The 14,588-nt window shown below is 57.8% G+C and carries 17 protein-coding genes and 1 tRNA gene; 12 read left to right on the top strand and 6 right to left on the bottom strand.

Going from position 1 to position 14,588, the window contains the following annotated elements; all coding sequences use genetic code 11:
* The first annotated feature begins 12 nt into the window (after window positions 1-12).
* From ACR0BK_RS13970 to cobO, 5 genes are all read left to right on the top strand, one after another.
* Complete coding sequence (locus ACR0BK_RS13970) at window positions 13-453, top strand: 6,7-dimethyl-8-ribityllumazine synthase (protein ID WP_480555085.1); 441 nt, start codon at window positions 13-15, stop codon at window positions 451-453.
* A gap of 127 nt (window positions 454-580) precedes the next feature.
* Window positions 581-1,681, top strand: a complete 1,101-nt coding sequence (gene aroC, locus ACR0BK_RS13965) for a chorismate synthase (RefSeq protein WP_480474567.1) — start codon at window positions 581-583, stop codon at window positions 1,679-1,681.
* Window positions 1,665-2,327 (top strand): HD domain-containing protein, encoded by a 663-nt coding sequence (locus ACR0BK_RS13960; protein ID WP_480519682.1) that lies wholly within the window; start codon window positions 1,665-1,667, stop codon window positions 2,325-2,327. The genes aroC and ACR0BK_RS13960 overlap by 17 nt, the downstream gene beginning before the upstream one ends.
* A 45-nt stretch (window positions 2,328-2,372) precedes the next feature.
* Window positions 2,373-3,308, top strand: a complete 936-nt coding sequence (locus ACR0BK_RS13955; RefSeq protein ID WP_480555084.1) for a DMT family transporter — start codon at window positions 2,373-2,375, stop codon at window positions 3,306-3,308.
* A 56-nt stretch (window positions 3,309-3,364) separates the two neighbouring features.
* Window positions 3,365-3,964: a cob(I)yrinic acid a,c-diamide adenosyltransferase gene (gene cobO / locus ACR0BK_RS13950; RefSeq protein ID WP_480519685.1), complete on the top strand. Its 600-nt coding sequence runs from the start codon at window positions 3,365-3,367 to the stop codon at window positions 3,962-3,964.
* A gap of 34 nt (window positions 3,965-3,998) precedes the next feature.
* Here cobO and ACR0BK_RS13945 read toward each other — a convergent pair whose 3' ends face one another.
* From ACR0BK_RS13945 to ACR0BK_RS13930, 4 genes are all read right to left on the bottom strand, one after another.
* Entirely contained in the window at window positions 3,999-4,205 is a 207-nt protein-coding gene (locus ACR0BK_RS13945; protein WP_480519687.1) for a hypothetical protein, read from the bottom strand.
* Between the two features lie 172 nt (window positions 4,206-4,377).
* The gene (locus ACR0BK_RS13940) at window positions 4,378-4,743 is read right to left on the bottom strand and encodes an SPW repeat domain-containing protein (protein WP_480519689.1); all 366 of its coding nucleotides are present in this window, start codon (window positions 4,741-4,743) and stop codon (window positions 4,378-4,380) included.
* 111 nt (window positions 4,744-4,854) lie between these two features.
* Entirely contained in the window at window positions 4,855-5,805 is a 951-nt protein-coding gene (locus ACR0BK_RS13935) for an AraC family transcriptional regulator (RefSeq protein ID WP_480519691.1), read from the bottom strand.
* Between the two features lie 109 nt (window positions 5,806-5,914).
* Entirely contained in the window at window positions 5,915-6,781 is an 867-nt protein-coding gene (locus tag ACR0BK_RS13930; protein ID WP_480474578.1) for a branched-chain amino acid aminotransferase, read from the bottom strand.
* Between the two features lie 159 nt (window positions 6,782-6,940).
* Here ACR0BK_RS13930 and ACR0BK_RS13925 point away from each other — a divergent pair, with 159 nt between their 5' ends.
* The 6 genes from ACR0BK_RS13925 to dxs all read left to right on the top strand — a co-directional run bounded on the left by ACR0BK_RS13925 (window position 6,941) and on the right by dxs (window position 12,196).
* Window positions 6,941-7,453, top strand: a complete 513-nt coding sequence (locus ACR0BK_RS13925) for a MarR family winged helix-turn-helix transcriptional regulator (protein WP_480474579.1) — start codon at window positions 6,941-6,943, stop codon at window positions 7,451-7,453.
* Window positions 7,450-8,151, top strand: coding sequence for a response regulator (locus ACR0BK_RS13920; protein ID WP_480474581.1), 702 nt, complete (start codon window positions 7,450-7,452; stop codon window positions 8,149-8,151). Before ACR0BK_RS13925 ends, ACR0BK_RS13920 begins: the two co-directional genes overlap by 4 nt.
* 67 nt (window positions 8,152-8,218) lie before the next feature.
* Window positions 8,219-9,145 carry a histone deacetylase family protein gene (locus ACR0BK_RS13915; RefSeq protein WP_480474583.1) on the top strand — a complete coding sequence of 309 codons (927 nt, stop codon included), beginning with the start codon at window positions 8,219-8,221 and terminating at the stop codon, window positions 9,143-9,145.
* Complete coding sequence (locus ACR0BK_RS13910; RefSeq protein ID WP_120634800.1) at window positions 9,142-9,384, top strand: exodeoxyribonuclease VII small subunit; 243 nt, start codon at window positions 9,142-9,144, stop codon at window positions 9,382-9,384. The genes ACR0BK_RS13915 and ACR0BK_RS13910 overlap by 4 nt, the downstream gene beginning before the upstream one ends.
* Window positions 9,385-10,251, top strand: coding sequence for a polyprenyl synthetase family protein (locus ACR0BK_RS13905; protein WP_480555083.1), 867 nt, complete (start codon window positions 9,385-9,387; stop codon window positions 10,249-10,251).
* Window positions 10,252-10,267: 16 nt separating this feature from the next.
* Window positions 10,268-12,196, top strand: coding sequence for a 1-deoxy-D-xylulose-5-phosphate synthase (gene dxs, locus ACR0BK_RS13900; protein ID WP_480555082.1), 1,929 nt, complete (start codon window positions 10,268-10,270; stop codon window positions 12,194-12,196).
* 228 nt (window positions 12,197-12,424) lie between these two features.
* Here dxs and ACR0BK_RS13895 read toward each other — a convergent pair.
* A tRNA-Leu gene (locus ACR0BK_RS13895) sits at window positions 12,425-12,511 on the bottom strand.
* Between the two features lie 201 nt (window positions 12,512-12,712).
* On the opposite strand from ACR0BK_RS13895, the gene ACR0BK_RS13890 reads away from it, so the two are divergent.
* Window positions 12,713-13,696 carry a complex I NDUFA9 subunit family protein gene (locus ACR0BK_RS13890; RefSeq protein WP_480519699.1) on the top strand — a complete coding sequence of 328 codons (984 nt, stop codon included), beginning with the start codon at window positions 12,713-12,715 and terminating at the stop codon, window positions 13,694-13,696.
* On the opposite strand, the gene ACR0BK_RS13885 is transcribed toward ACR0BK_RS13890, so the two are convergent.
* The gene (locus ACR0BK_RS13885; RefSeq protein ID WP_480555081.1) at window positions 13,697-14,500 is read right to left on the bottom strand and encodes an undecaprenyl-diphosphate phosphatase; all 804 of its coding nucleotides are present in this window, start codon (window positions 14,498-14,500) and stop codon (window positions 13,697-13,699) included.
* Between the last annotated feature and the right edge of the window lie 88 nt (window positions 14,501-14,588).

Raw genomic sequence — 14,588 nt, 5'->3', positions numbered from 1 at the left:
AAGGAGATCATGATGACACACACCCGCTATGCTTTTGTCAAAGCCAACTGGCATTCCGATATTGTTGACCGCGCGCTCGACGGCTTCCTCGAACTCGTCCCCTCGGAACAAGTCGATGTCTATGACGTTCCCGGCGCGTTCGAGATGCCCCTGCTGGCCCGTGATCTGGCCCGGACCGGGCGCTATGCCGCCGTCGCCTGCGCTGCCTTTGTCGTTGATGGCGGCATCTACAGGCACGACTTCGTTGCGCAGGCCGTGGTCGATGGTCTGATGCGCGCCGGGCTTGATACAGGGGTTCCTGTCCTGTCGGTCTCGCTGACCCCGCACCAATATCAGGAAACCAAACATCACAATTCGATCTATCGCGACCATTTCGTACAAAAAGGGCGCGAAGCGGCTCAGGCCGCGCTGATGATCTCGGAAATCCGTGCGAAAATCGCGCAGGCCGCCTGATCTTCATCTTTTCGAAAATACTCAAAAATGCGCCGCCCGACGGGCGGCGTTCAAACCATCAACGGCCAAATCCGCTTGAGGCCGGGGGCCTTGCCCGCTAATCACGATCCGCAAAGGAGCACGCCCCATGTCGATGAACAGCTTTGGCCATCTTTTCCGCGTCACCACCTGGGGTGAAAGCCATGGGCCCGCCTTGGGCGCCACTGTCGACGGTTGCCCGCCGGGCGTTGCGATTGACGAGGCGATGATCCAGCACTGGCTGGACAAGCGCAAACCGGGGCAAAACAAGTTCACAACGCAGCGGCGCGAACCGGATCAGGTCAAGATCCTTTCTGGCGTGTTCGAAGGCCAAACTACAGGCACGCCCGTGCAACTGATGATCGAAAACACCGATCAGCGCTCGAAAGATTACGGCGACATCATGGACAAGTTCCGTCCGGGCCATGCCGATATCACCTACTGGCAGAAATACGGCATCCGCGATTATCGCGGGGGTGGGCGCAGTTCAGCCCGGGAAACCGCGTCGCGTGTGGCCGCGGGTGGACTGGCGCGCGAGGCCATCAAACAGATTGCGCCCAATGTGCAGATCACCGGCTACATGACCCAGATCGGTCCGCACAAGATCGACCGCTCCAAATTCGACTGGGCGCAGATTGAACAGAACCCGTTCTGGACGCCTGATGAACAGGCGGCCGGGGATTGGGCCATCTATCTGGATGATCTGCGCAAATCCGGCAACTCGGTCGGTGCCGTGGTCGAGGTTGTGGCACGCGGTGTCCCGGCAGGGCTTGGGGCGCCGATATACGCCAAGTTGGACACTGATCTTGCGGCCGCGATGATGTCGATCAACGCTGTCAAAGGCGTCGAGATCGGCGAAGGCATGGCTGCCGCCGAACTGACTGGTGAAGCCAATGCCGACGAAATCTTCATGGGTCAGGATGGCCCGCAATACAGTTCAAACCACGCAGGCGGGATTCTGGGCGGCATCTCGACCGGGCAGGACATTGTCGTGCGCTTTGCGGTCAAGCCGACCTCTTCGATCCTGACCACCCGCAAGACCATTACAAAATCCGGTGAAGAGACCGAGATCATCACAAAGGGCCGTCATGACCCCTGTGTTGGCATCCGCGCTGTCCCTGTCGGTGAGGCGATGATGGCCTGTGTTATCCTAGATCACTTGCTGCTGCACCGTGGTCAGATCGGAGAAAACCGTGGACGGATCGGCTGATCTGCGCGCGCGTTTGCGTGCTGTTGTCGCGCAACGCATGGAAACTGATCCGGCCCATGACCTGGCCCATCTGGATCGTGTTTGGACCAATGCTCAGGCCATTGCAGGCGCTCAGGCGGACATCCCCGTCCTGTTGGCAGCCTGTTATCTTCATGATCTGGTCAACCTACCCAAGAATGACCCGAAACGACAGTTTGCCTCACGTCAGTCAGCGACTGAATCAGGGCCTATTCTGGCAAAACTGGGCTTTTCCGACGATCAGGTTCAGGCCGCGCAACATGCGATCGCGGCCCATAGCTTCTCGGCCAACATCCCACCCGAAACGCTGGAGGCCCGGATTCTGCGGGATGCGGATCGCCTTGACGCCTTGGGTGCCATCGGGATTGCGCGCACATTTTCTGTATCGGGTGCTTTGGGGCGTGTTCTCTATGATCCGGCTGATCCATTCGCAGAGGCGCGCCCGCTGGACGATCTGCGGTATTCAATTGATCACTGGAAGGTTAAGCTGCTGACCCTGCCGGACGACATGCTGACGGATGCAGGCAAGCAGATCGCGCAAGCAAGGGCGGGCCGAATGTTTCAGTTCCTTGAGGCTTTTGCAGCGGAAATCGGCGCATCGGTACCGAACTCGTGGACCATCACCTGATCCACCCCGTTGATCTTTTTTCTGCAAAGGCGCAGGGTCGCGCCGATGACAAAACCCTTAACATCGCATCGACCTTTGCTGGCTGTAGCGCTGAAGCTTGGCGCGCTGTTCCTGTTCACGTCGATGTCAGCCTTAGTCAAAGCCTTATCTGACGAATTCCCACCGGGCCAATTGGTGTTCTTCCGGTCCCTATTTGCTATTCCGGTCATCATTCTGTGGCTGACCGCGCGCCGAGAGCTGGCGCAAGGCTTTGTCGTCAAGAAACCCATGGGTCATTTCTGGCGCGGTGTTCTGGGGACTAGCGCCATGGGGCTGACATTCACCGGCCTTAGCCTGTTGCCGCTGCCAGAAGTCACCGCAATCGGTTATGCCACCCCGATCTTCACCCTGATTTTGGCCGCCGTGATGCTGGGCGAGCGCATCCGCATGATTCGCATCGGTGCCGTGGCACTTGGGCTGCTGGGCGTGATGATCATGATCTGGCCCCGGCTTGGCAGCACTCAGATGGAAACGGCTGCAACTATCGGAGCTCTGTGTGTACTGGGCGCGACTTTTGCCCGGGCCTTTGTGCAGATCCACATCCGCCAACTGGTCAAGGTCGATCACCCTGCTGCAATCGTGTTCTATTTCTCGCTGACCGCGACGCTGCTTTCGGCCCTGACGGCGATCTGGGGATGGACAATGCCAACTCTGATTCAGGCTCTAATACTGATCACCATGGGGTTAATTGGCGGAGTTGCGCAGATTTTGGTCACGTCCTCGTATCGCTTTGGACAGGCATCGATGCTGGCACCTTATGACTATGCAACAATGCTCTTTGCGATTGTGATCGGTTATTTCGTGTTTGATGAATTGCCTACCGTTGCGATCCTGATCGGGGCCGCATTGGTGATCGCAGGCAATGTTGTTGTGATCTGGCGCGAACACCAGCTGGGGCTTGAGCGTGGCAAGGCGCGTTCTGTCACAGACCCCAAAGCGTGACTTTACCTTTTGCATTCTTTCCCTAGGTTGGGCCGGACAATCAATGAGGTTCCCCAATGAGCGACGCACAGGATCACAAGGAAAAGATGCAAAAGGTGCAGGCCCAGCACCGCAAGAAAGTGTCCGAGGCCGTTGATCCCGAACGCGGCCTTGTTCTGATCAATACCGGGAAGGGCAAAGGCAAGTCGTCTGCGGCCTTTGGCGTGGTCATCCGCGCGCTTGGTTGGGGTCAGAAGGTTGCCGTGGTTCAGTTCATCAAGGGCAAGTGGAAAACCGGCGAGCGTCGTTTCTTCGAAGAACGTGATCTGGTCACCTGGCACACGATGGGCGAGGGGTTTACCTGGGATACACAGGACCGCGAGCGTGACATTGCAGCCGCCAATGCCGCCTTCGACAAGGCTTGCGCCCTTATGGCAAGTGGCGAATACGATCTGGTGGTTCTGGACGAGATCAACATCGCGCTTCGCTATGAATATCTCTCGGTCGAGCAGGTGATAGACGGGCTGAACGCGCGTTCGGACAAGACGAGTGTGTTCCTGACAGGCCGCGACGCACCGCTGGCGCTGCGTGATTATGCAGATCTGGTCACCGAGATGACCGAAGAAAAGCATCCGTTCCAGGCGAGAATCAAGGCCCAGCGCGGGGTGGATTTCTGAACCTTGCAACAGCGCAGCCCGTATTGCTGCGCAGTTATCCTCTGCCGCTTAGCACAGTTTCAAAGATATATCGCAACGACTTGCGTTGGTGGACGGTGTCTTGTGCCCGGGCTTCTTCAGCGGTTGCGGTGTCCCGGTTCTGGCGATCAGCATAGGCGCAATAGTCGCCTTCGCAACAGTTGCACCCGCACGCAACCAGCGCATCATGTCGGGCCATGATTTCGTCAAGCGTGTCTGTCATCTGTGACCTCACCCCGCACTGGGATAAATCTGATGAATTCAGTCAGCTTTTTCAAGTAAATTCGCCCGACCGGTCGATACACTTCTCTGCTCTGAGCCGCCGATTTCTAAAACAGGCAGCTCAGCTTTTTCGGCAGTATTTGGACAAAGTTGCCAATGCAGAGGCACAGCGCTCAGGCAGCGACTTCCTGCTCGGGCGCGCTGAGCGAGATGACGAGAACCACAGCCGCACCGTTCAGCCAGTAGAACGCCGCATCCAATCCTGAAAACCCCAGTACACTAGGTGCAAACAGAAAGGTGATGCCGACAATAAGGTCCACGGCCAAGTGAAATTTGTAGGGTAGAACGCGCCAAATTCCCAAGTGATGGTCGGTCAGAACCGTCAGGACAAAGGCGGCGACGCCAGTGACAACCGAAAGCCACAGCGCCAGCGGGTTGGACTGACCCAATCCCAGCAGGAATGGCAGTGTCATCAGGGCAATGGCAACCGGGTAGTCCAGATACGCGTGGACAGAGCGGGTAACGAAACGCACGGACATAAGATTTTCCTCTTTTCAATCAGTGATGAAAGAAAGATAGAAAGCCTGACCCGAACGCTGAATTCTTGATCGTTTCAAAAATCTTGCAGATCGTACAGAATATTCGGCGTTTTAGTGCATGGACCTGTATGCGGCTGGTGACAAGCCGACCTGCTTCTTGAAAACGCGGGAAAACGCGGCCTCAGAGGCATATCCAACTTCGGCTGCTGCATCTGCGACGTTCCATCGTGCCTCTGTAAGGCCATGGCACGCAATCTGCATGCGCCAGTCGGTGAGGTATTGCATCGGCGTCGTGCCCATCTTCTGGGCAAACAACTGAGAAAAGGCCGTGCGCGACATGCCGGATTCACGCGCCAGTGTCGCAACACTCCAGTCTTGCGCTGGCGCTTGGTGGAACGCCGTCAATGCGCGTGAGATGCGTGTATCCGCAAAGCCCGCAAGGGCGGTGTCCTGAGGGCTTTGCCGTTCCAGGTAGGTTCGGATCGCCTGCGCAAACAGAACTTCGGACAGCTTCAGGGCAATCAGATCGCCGCCAATACGGGCCCCGGACACTTCGGATCCGATCATGCGCAGGGTCGATTCCATCCACGATCCGGCCTCTTCGCCATAATTCTCGATCAGAATGTAGGGCGGCAGGCGGTCGATCAGCATATGCCCGGAGCCTTTTCGTCCTGCTGGGCCGGTGAAAGAAAAATGACCGCAGATCAGTTGTGTGTCCCGGTCCTCGTCTGCACCGCCATAGACAAGAACGCCGTCGCCCTTGTAGCCGGCAATCTCAAGTACCTGTTCCAGAGGAAGCGCATCCAGTGGCCTGACCTCGGCACACAACAACGCATGTGGCGCCCCATGAGGGATCAGGATCAGGTCCCCCTGCCGCAACCGCAACGTTTCCCCGGTGGATGAGACATGGACCTTGAGTTCACCCCGTTGGACAAAATGAAACCGCGCGACGTTTTCGAATTCCGGCACCTGAATACCAAATGGTGGTGTGAACGAGGTGCGGAAGTAGAACGTGCCACGCAGGGACAGACGGGTGAGAATATCGCTGAGTAAATCCAACATGTGTCGAAGATACGGGAATTGACCCGATCGTCCAGATCACGGAACGCTTTGCACGACAATTTGCACGATCTGCAACAAAAACCCCGCCGAAGCGGGGTTTTGCAAGTTATTACGAGCGGACCAGCTTTTCGTAATCTTCTGCGATTTCGCGGGTCAGGTCGCCGACTTCGAAAGTGTAATCGCCGATTTGCCCGACCGGAGTGACCTCGGCCGCGGTTCCGGTCAGCCAGCACTGTTCGAAATCAGCCATTTCTTCGGGCTTGATGCGTCGCTCATGCACAGTGATGCCTTTATCCTTCAGCATCTGAATGACGGTTTGGCGGGTGATACCGTTCAGGAAGCAATCCGCCAGCGGGGTGTGAACCTCTCCATCCTTGACGAAGAACACGTTGGCACCTGTTGCTTCGGCCACATAACCACGCCAGTCCATGAACAGCGCGTCCGAGCATCCCTTGGCTTCGGCCTTGTGCTTGGAAATGGTGCAGATCATGTAAAGGCCCGCAGCCTTGGCGTGAACCGGGATGGTTTCCGGGCTGGGGCGTTTCCATTCGGCGATGTCCAGTTTTGCGCCCTGCATCTTGGCGTCGCCATAGTAGGCACCCCAAGGCCAGACCGCGACGGCCATCCGTACCGGGTTGCGGGCCGACGCCACGCCCATGTCTTCGCCAGACCCGCGCCAGACCAATGCGCGGACATAGGCATCCTGAAGGCCACTGGCTTTCAGGGTCTCTTCCTTGGCTGCTTCAATCTGATCGACAGAATAAGGCATCGGCATGTCCAGTGCCTCGGCGCTGGCGATAAGACGTTCGGAATGTTCGCGGCTTTTGAAGATCTTGCCGCTATAAGCGCGTTCCCCCTCGAACACGGATGAGGCATAGTGCATCGCGTGGGTCAGAATATGCACATTGGCATCGCGCCAGGGCACCAGCTTGCCATCCATCCAGATGACACCGTCACGATCATCATACCCTGCCATGCGAAACCTCCTGAACCGGGTTAAATTTCCGATTGTTGCGCTACTTAGGTCCGATGCGGACACAATGTTGCGCAAAAACTGCGATTCGATACCTCTCTGCCCTTGGAATGTCAATAACGCTGACATAAAGTCGAACCCGAGTAACGAATGAGGCATGATATGTCCGAAATCCGCCCGGCCCCGCGATATGGGGGCGAAAGCCTGTTGTTTTTGACGGATGAACAATTGCGGCAGGGGATCGAGGCAATGTTCTTCGCCTATCGCGGCTTTACCGCGGATCCCGATCGTATCCTGTCCGAAATGGCCTATGGCCGCGCCCATCACCGCGCGATCCATTTTATCAATCGCGCCCCGGGCACCACGGTGAACAACTTGCTGGCGATCCTCGGGGTTACAAAACAGTCTCTGAACAGGGTCCTTCGGACGTTGATCGAGGATGGTCTGGTGGAAAGCCGGGTCGGAACCGTGGACAAACGCGAACGGCATCTATTTCTGACGGAAAAGGGCGAAACGTTGGAGGCCACGTTGTCAGATGCGCAACGAACAAGAATGCGCGCGGCCTTCAAGGATGCCGGTCCCGAGGCCGTGGCCGGGTTTCGCAAAGTGCTTGAAGCAATGATGGATGCTGATATGCGTCATGCCTATACGAAATTGCGGGATACGACATCATGAGCGAAATAGATGCACATTTGCTGATTGTTGATGATGACGAACGCATTCGCGATCTACTCAAGAAGTTCCTGATGCGAAACGGGTTTCTGGTGACGGCGGCACGGGATGCGGCCCATGCGCGGCGGGTTCTGTCGGGGTTGGATTTCGACATGATCGTCATGGATGTGATGATGCCGGGCGAAGATGGCGTCAGTCTGACCAGGTCGCTGCGTGACACTCATACGACGCCGATCCTGTTACTAACCGCCAAGGGCGAGACCGAGCATCGGATTGCAGGGCTTGAAGCCGGGGCGGATGATTATCTCGCCAAACCTTTCGAGCCGAAAGAGCTGCTACTGCGGATCAATGCGATTCTGCGCCGGATGCCGGAAACCCCGGCCGAGGAAACAGCGGCGAAGATCCTGCATCTCGGCCCCATCCGGTATGACATTGAACGCGGTGAAATGTGGCAGGGCGAAAGGCCAGTCCGCCTGACCGCGACCGAAAGCCAGCTGATGAAAATCTTTTCGGCCCAACCTGGTGAGCCAATCAGCCGCGCAAAACTGGTGGAAGATCTGGGCCGGGATAAAGGACAGGCACAGGAACGTGCGGTGGACGTGCAGATCACCCGCCTGCGCCGGAAGATCGAACAGGACCCGAAACAGCCCCGGTATCTGCAGACAGTCCGGGGCGCGGGCTATATGCTGGCGCCCGATTGAATGAGCCGCTGTGCGGCGATTTAAGCCTTCGGCGAGGATATTTTAGCCAGATGAAGATGGGATCCCGATGAAAACCGCCCTTTTGACACATGCCGATTGCCTTGGACATGTCACACCGCAAGGTCATCCGGAACAGGTGGCGCGGCTGGAGCATATCCTGCACGCGCTTGAAGGACTTGACCTGAAGCGCGTGACCGCTCCACTGGCGGCAGACGATGATTTGCTGCGTGTTCATCCCGAAAGCCATATCCGAGACATCAGATCGTCACGCCCTACTGACGGGTTTGCGCAAATCGACGGGGACACCTTCATGTCACCGGGTTCCGTGGATGCGGCCTATCGTGCGGCTGGTGCGGCGGTACGGGCCGTTGATCTGGTTTTGGGCGGTGAGGCGCCGAACGCCTTTTGTGCCATTCGCCCACCGGGGCACCACGCCGAAGCCGAGAAAGCTATGGGGTTCTGCCTGTTTGGCAATGCGGCGCTGGCTGCGAAACATGCGCTGGATTACCACGGGCTGAAGCGGGTCGCAGTGGTCGATTTCGACGTTCATCATGGCAACGGCACGCAGGACCTGCTGTGGGATGAAGATCGGGCCCTGGTAATCACGAGCCAGCAGATGCCGTTATGGCCAGGATCGGGCCGCCCGGACGAGACAGGCGCTTACGATAACGTTCTGAACATCCCGCTTGCCCCGGGCACCGGCGGGGCTGAGATGCGATCCGCCTATGAAACGCAGGCCTTTCCACGCTTGCGGGCGTTCCGGCCGGAACTGATCATCATCTCGGCCGGGTTCGATGCGCATCAGGACGACCCTCTGGCCAACCTGAACTGGTCGACCGGCGATTTTGCTTGGATCACGGCAGAGCTGTGCGGGATAGCCGATGAGGTGTGTCAGGGCCGTATCGTCTCGACTCTGGAGGGCGGGTATGATCTGAACGCACTGGCCGAGGCGGCACGCGCCCATGTGGAAGAACTGATGAAGGCAGCACGATGACCGATACCCCAGTTGAACAGATGACATTCGAGCAGGCCATGAAAGAGCTTGAGGCCGTGGTTGGCCAGCTTGAGCGCGGCGACGTGGCGCTGGATCAGTCGATTGCGCTGTATGAACGCGGGGCCGCTTTGAAAAAGCGTTGCGAGGACGAGTTGAAGCGGGCCGAGGAAAAAGTGGCCGCGATCACTCTGGACGCGAATGGCCAACCGACCGGGACAACACCTGTCGAAGGTCAGTAGATGTTTCAGGAAAGACTGGCGCAGGACGCGGCGTGTCTTCAGGATCATTTTGACCTGACAATGGGCGCGCTGGCCGATCTGGATGTGACACGGGCAATGGCCTATGCCACCCGTGGCGGTAAACGGCTGCGCGGCTTTCTGGTTCTGGAAAGTGCGCGCCTGCACCAAATCAACGAGTCCCGCGCGATCTGGCCCGCGACCGCAATCGAGGCCCTTCACGCCTATTCTCTAGTTCACGACGATCTGCCTTGTATGGATGACGACGATCTTCGGCGCGGACGCCCCACGGTTCATGTGAAATGGGACGAAGGCACGGCCGTACTTGCCGGGGACGCGCTGCAGACACTGGCCTTTGAACTGTGCACCCGGCCCGAGGTTGGAGATGCAGACGTTCGCGCTGATCTGGCACTGACACTGGCCAGGGCAAGCGGTGCGCAAGGTATGGTTTTGGGGCAGGCGCTTGATATCGCAGCGGAAACCGCTTCTGAACCTTTGACGCTGAATGCGATAACACTGCTTCAGGGCGGCAAAACGGGCGCTTTGATCGAATGGTCCGCCTGTGCGGGTGCGCGTCTGGCAAAAGCGGATCCAGAGCCCTTGCGCCAATATGCCCGGGCCCTTGGTCTTGCTTTTCAGATTGCAGACGACATCCTTGATGTTGAAGGTGATGCGTCAAAGGCAGGCAAACGTCTTCAGAAGGATGCGGATGCGGGAAAGGCCACTTTCGTATCTCTTCTGGGTTTGGATGCTGCCAGAACCCGCGCCAGTGAACTTGTTGATCAGGCCTGTGCCGCACTGGACGGGTATGGCCCGACGGCAGAAACCTTGAAGGAAGCCGCTCGCTTCGTTATTGCCCGGGACAGCTAAGCCAGGAACGCGCCAAATGTCTGACCGCCCCAAAACGCCCCTGCTGGACCTTGTGAACCGCCCCGCTGATCTCAAGCGGTTCTCGGACGCGCAACTGCATCAGGTCGCGCAGGAATTGCGGGCCGAGACGATTTCGGCGGTTTCTGTCACCGGGGGGCATCTGGGCGCGGGTCTGGGCGTTGTGGAACTGACGACCGCGCTGCACGCAGTTTTCGACACGCCGCGCGACAAGATTATCTGGGATGTTGGCCATCAGTGCTATCCGCATAAAATCCTGACCGAACGGCGCGACCGCATTCGCACGTTGCGTATGAAAGACGGCTTGAGCGGTTTCACCAAGCGCAGCGAAAGCCCCTATGACCCGTTTGGCGCCGCGCATTCCAGTACGTCCATCAGCGCCGCTTTGGGTTTTGCCGTTGCGCGTGATCTGGGCGGTGTGACTCCGGAAGGGTTGGGCGACGCGATTGCCGTGATCGGTGATGGATCGATGTCCGCAGGCATGGCCTTTGAGGCGATGAACAATGCCGGTCACCTGAAGAAACGCCTGATCGTCATTCTGAATGACAATGAAATGAGCATCGCCCCCCCGGTTGGTGCCTTGTCCAGCTATTTGTCCCGAATCTACGCCGAGGCACCATTCCACGATCTGAAGGCGGCCGCCAAAGGCGCTGTTTCACTGTTGCCCGAACCGTTCCGCGAAGGGGCCAAGCGCGCCAAGGAAATGCTCAAGGGTATGGCCGTGGGCGGAACCCTGTTTGAAGAGCTTGGGTTTTCCTATCTCGGGCCCATTGATGGGCATGACCTGGATCAGCTGCTGCCGGTTCTGCGCACCGTCAAGGCGCGGGCAACCGGGCCGATCCTGATCCACGTCTTGACCAAGAAGGGCAAAGGGTACGCACCAGCCGAACAGGCCCGCGACAAAGGCCACGCGACTGCCAAATTCGATGTGGTCACGGGTGAGCAGAAAAAGGCTCCGTCAAACGCGCCTTCTTACACGTCTGTCTTTGGCAAGGCTCTGGTGGATGCGGCCACGCACGATGACAAGATCGTCGCAGTGACTGCCGCGATGCCCGATGGCACCGGGTTGGGCCTGTTTGCCGAACGGTACCCGTCGCGCTGTTTCGATGTTGCGATTGCCGAGCAGCACGGCGTGACCTTCTCAGCGGCGCTGGCGGCAGGGGGGATGAAACCATTCTGCGCCATGTATTCGACCTTTTTGCAGCGGGGGTACGACCAGGTTGTGCATGACGTCGCAATTCAGCGCTTGCCCGTTCGGTTTGCCATTGATCGCGCAGGTTTGGTGGGCGCTGACGGTGCCACCCATGCCGGGTCGTTCGATATTGCTTATTTGGCCAATCTACCGGGCATGGTCGTCATGGCCGCTGCGGATGAGGCGGAATTGATGCACATGGTGGCAACCGCTGTTGCGCATGATGAAGGGCCGATCGCCTTCCGCTATCCGCGCGGCGAAGGTGTTGGAGTGGACTTGCCCGAACGCGGTGAGGTACTGGAGATCGGCAAAGGCCGCATGATCCGAAAAGGCGCGCGCGTCGCACTTTTGTCTTTTGGCACGCGGCTGGCTGAAGTTCAGAAAGCAGCCGAGTCTCTGACCGCCAAAGGCATCAACCCAACCATCGCCGACGCCCGCTTTGCCAAGCCGCTGGATCGGGACCTTATCCTGGATCTGGCTGCGGATCATGAGGCGTTGATCACCATCGAAGAAGGCGCTGTTGGCGGATTTGGCAGCCATGTAGCACAGCTTCTGGCGGATGAGGGTGTTTTTGACCGGGGCTTGAAATACCGCTCGATGGTCTTGCCTGACATCTTCATCAATCAGGCCAGCCCTGCGGATATGTATGCCGTTGCGGGTATGAATGCCGAGCAGATCGAAGCCAGGGTGCTGGATGTTCTGGGCGTAACCTCGATCAGTGAAAAGCGCGCGTAATACCGGCGCTGCTTTACCCTTCTTTGGTTTTGCCGCTTACCAAAAGCAGGAGGCGATAGGCGACCCAGAACCAAGCGGGTATACATAGCGCCACGAGAACCTTTATTGCGGTTTATCTTGTCATGACAGAATCGCCGCTGTTTCAAAGATGATTTGAAGCGATAAGACACCGATTCAGACATCACCAGCTCATTAGGCGGCTGCTTCCATATTTTCTTTGGGAAGAAATGGTGCCCAGGAGAGGACTCGAACCTCCACGTCCATACGGACACTAGCACCTGAAGCTAGCGCGTCTACCAATTCCGCCACCTGGGCAGGTGTCGTGGAGCGGCGTTTAAGCTGACTGGCGTGGGGCGTCAACCGGATTCTGAATGAATTTTGAAAGTTTTTTAAGTTCGGTTTTCGAACTGAAGTTTTGGCCTTATTATTTCATGACCGGCGCGGCGAATTAGTGCCTTGTTTGGCTGGCCTGCGGGCGTTAGTTCTAGGGCGCAATTTCTCAGCAGGAGCCCTCTCATGTCGAAACTGGTGACGATTTATGGCGGATCGGGATTTGTCGGTCGCTACATCGCGCGGCGCATGGCGAGAGAGGGGTGGCGTGTGCGGGTGGCTGTACGACGCCCGAACGAAGCCATGTTCGTGAAACCCTACGGCGCCGTGGGACAGGTTGAGCCTGTGCTGTGCAATATCCGCGATGACGCCTCGGTCGCGCTGGCAATGCAGAGCGCCGATGTCGTGGTGAACTGTGTGGGTGTGCTGAATGAACTGGGCAAGAACGCGTTTGATGCCGTTCAGACCGAAGGGGCCGAGCGTATTGCGCGCTTGGCCGCACAGCAGGGCATTGGTCGAATGGTGCATATCTCGGCTATAGGTGCAGATGCAAACGCGGCCAGCGATTATGCCCGGACCAAAGCGCTGGGCGAGGCGGGTGTGCTGAAGCACATGCCGGATGTAGTGATCCTTCGCCCATCTGTGATCTTCGGTACCGAGGATCAGTTCTTTAACCGATTTGCCGGGATGACCCGCATGGGTCCGTTCCTGCCGGTGGTTGGTGCTGAGACCAAATTCCAACCCGTCTACGTGGACGACGTGGCCCAGGCAGCGGTCAAAGGTATTCTGGGGCAGGCTGAGCCGGGCGTGTACGAGCTTGGCGGGCCGGAAGTGAAAACCTTCCGCGCCCTGATGCAACAGATGCTTGAAGTGATCCACCGGCGGCGCATCATTGTCGGTCTTCCGTTTTTTGCTGCCCGGATTATGGCGGGCGTGCTGGATATTGCGAAATTCGTCAGCTTCCAGCTGTTCCCGAACAACATTCTGACCCGCGACCAGGTCAGGAATCTGCGTCATGACAACGTGGTATCTGACGGGGCCAAGTCCTTTGCGGATCTTGGCATTGCGCCGACCACTCTGGAATCGGTGCTGCCGGAATATCTTTGGAAATTCCGCCCATCGGGGCAGTATGACGACATTCAGAACTCGGCGAAGAACCTGCGTATCTGATCAGCTGTAGGCCATGAACAACAATGCCGCGCCCAGTATGACGCGGTAGATCACATAGGGCGTGAAGCTGACACTGCGCAGCAGTCGCATCATAAGGCTAAGCGCCAGAAGTGCCGAGACAAAAGCAAATGCCGCGGCAATGGCCCCGTCCCGTGCCAGTTGCGCATCAGCGTCGCGTATCACATCCAGTGCCAGCAGTGTGCCTGAGGCCAGAATGGTTGGGATTGACATAAGCATGGCAATCCGTGCGCCGTCTGCTCGGGTATAGCCCAGTTGACGTGCTCCTGTAATGGTGATCCCGGATCGCGATGTTCCGGGGATCAGCGCAAGAACCTGCCACAGCCCCATGATGAAAGCATCGCGCACACCCCAATCGGCCGCCCCTTTCGTCTGGGGGCCTTTCTGGTCAATCCAATAAAGCAGCAGGCCAAAGCCCAGCATTGTCCATCCGATTACAGCGATCGAACGCATGGCCTCGCTTAACCCGGTCAGATGCAGGATCAGACCTGCAATCACGGTTGGAATTGTTGCAATGATGAGGCCCAGAGCCAAACGGGCCTGCGGCGTATCTGTCCGGCCGGTCAAGGCGCGCGGCAACCCGGCAAGGGCCTGCTTCACATCCGTCCAGAAATACAGAACGACCGCTCCGAGGGTTCCGACGTGCACCGCGATGTCTATGGCTTGACCCTGATCCTGAAGGCCTGACAAATTCGGCAGCAGGATCAGGTGACCCGAAGACGAAATGGGCAAAAACTCAGTTATTCCCTGAATGATTGCCACGAGAATCAGGTGGAAAAGACTCATCTGCCCTGCCGTGCTGTCGCCACGATTTTCTTGTGGTGTATGGCTATAAGGGCAGTGGGGAAAAGGAAAGTCTTCATATAGGTCCGGA

Source organism: Ruegeria sp. AF1 (genome assembly GCF_056542125.1).
The sequence above is the reverse complement of the archived record's forward strand: the minus strand, read 5'-3'. Positions and strand labels throughout refer to the sequence as shown.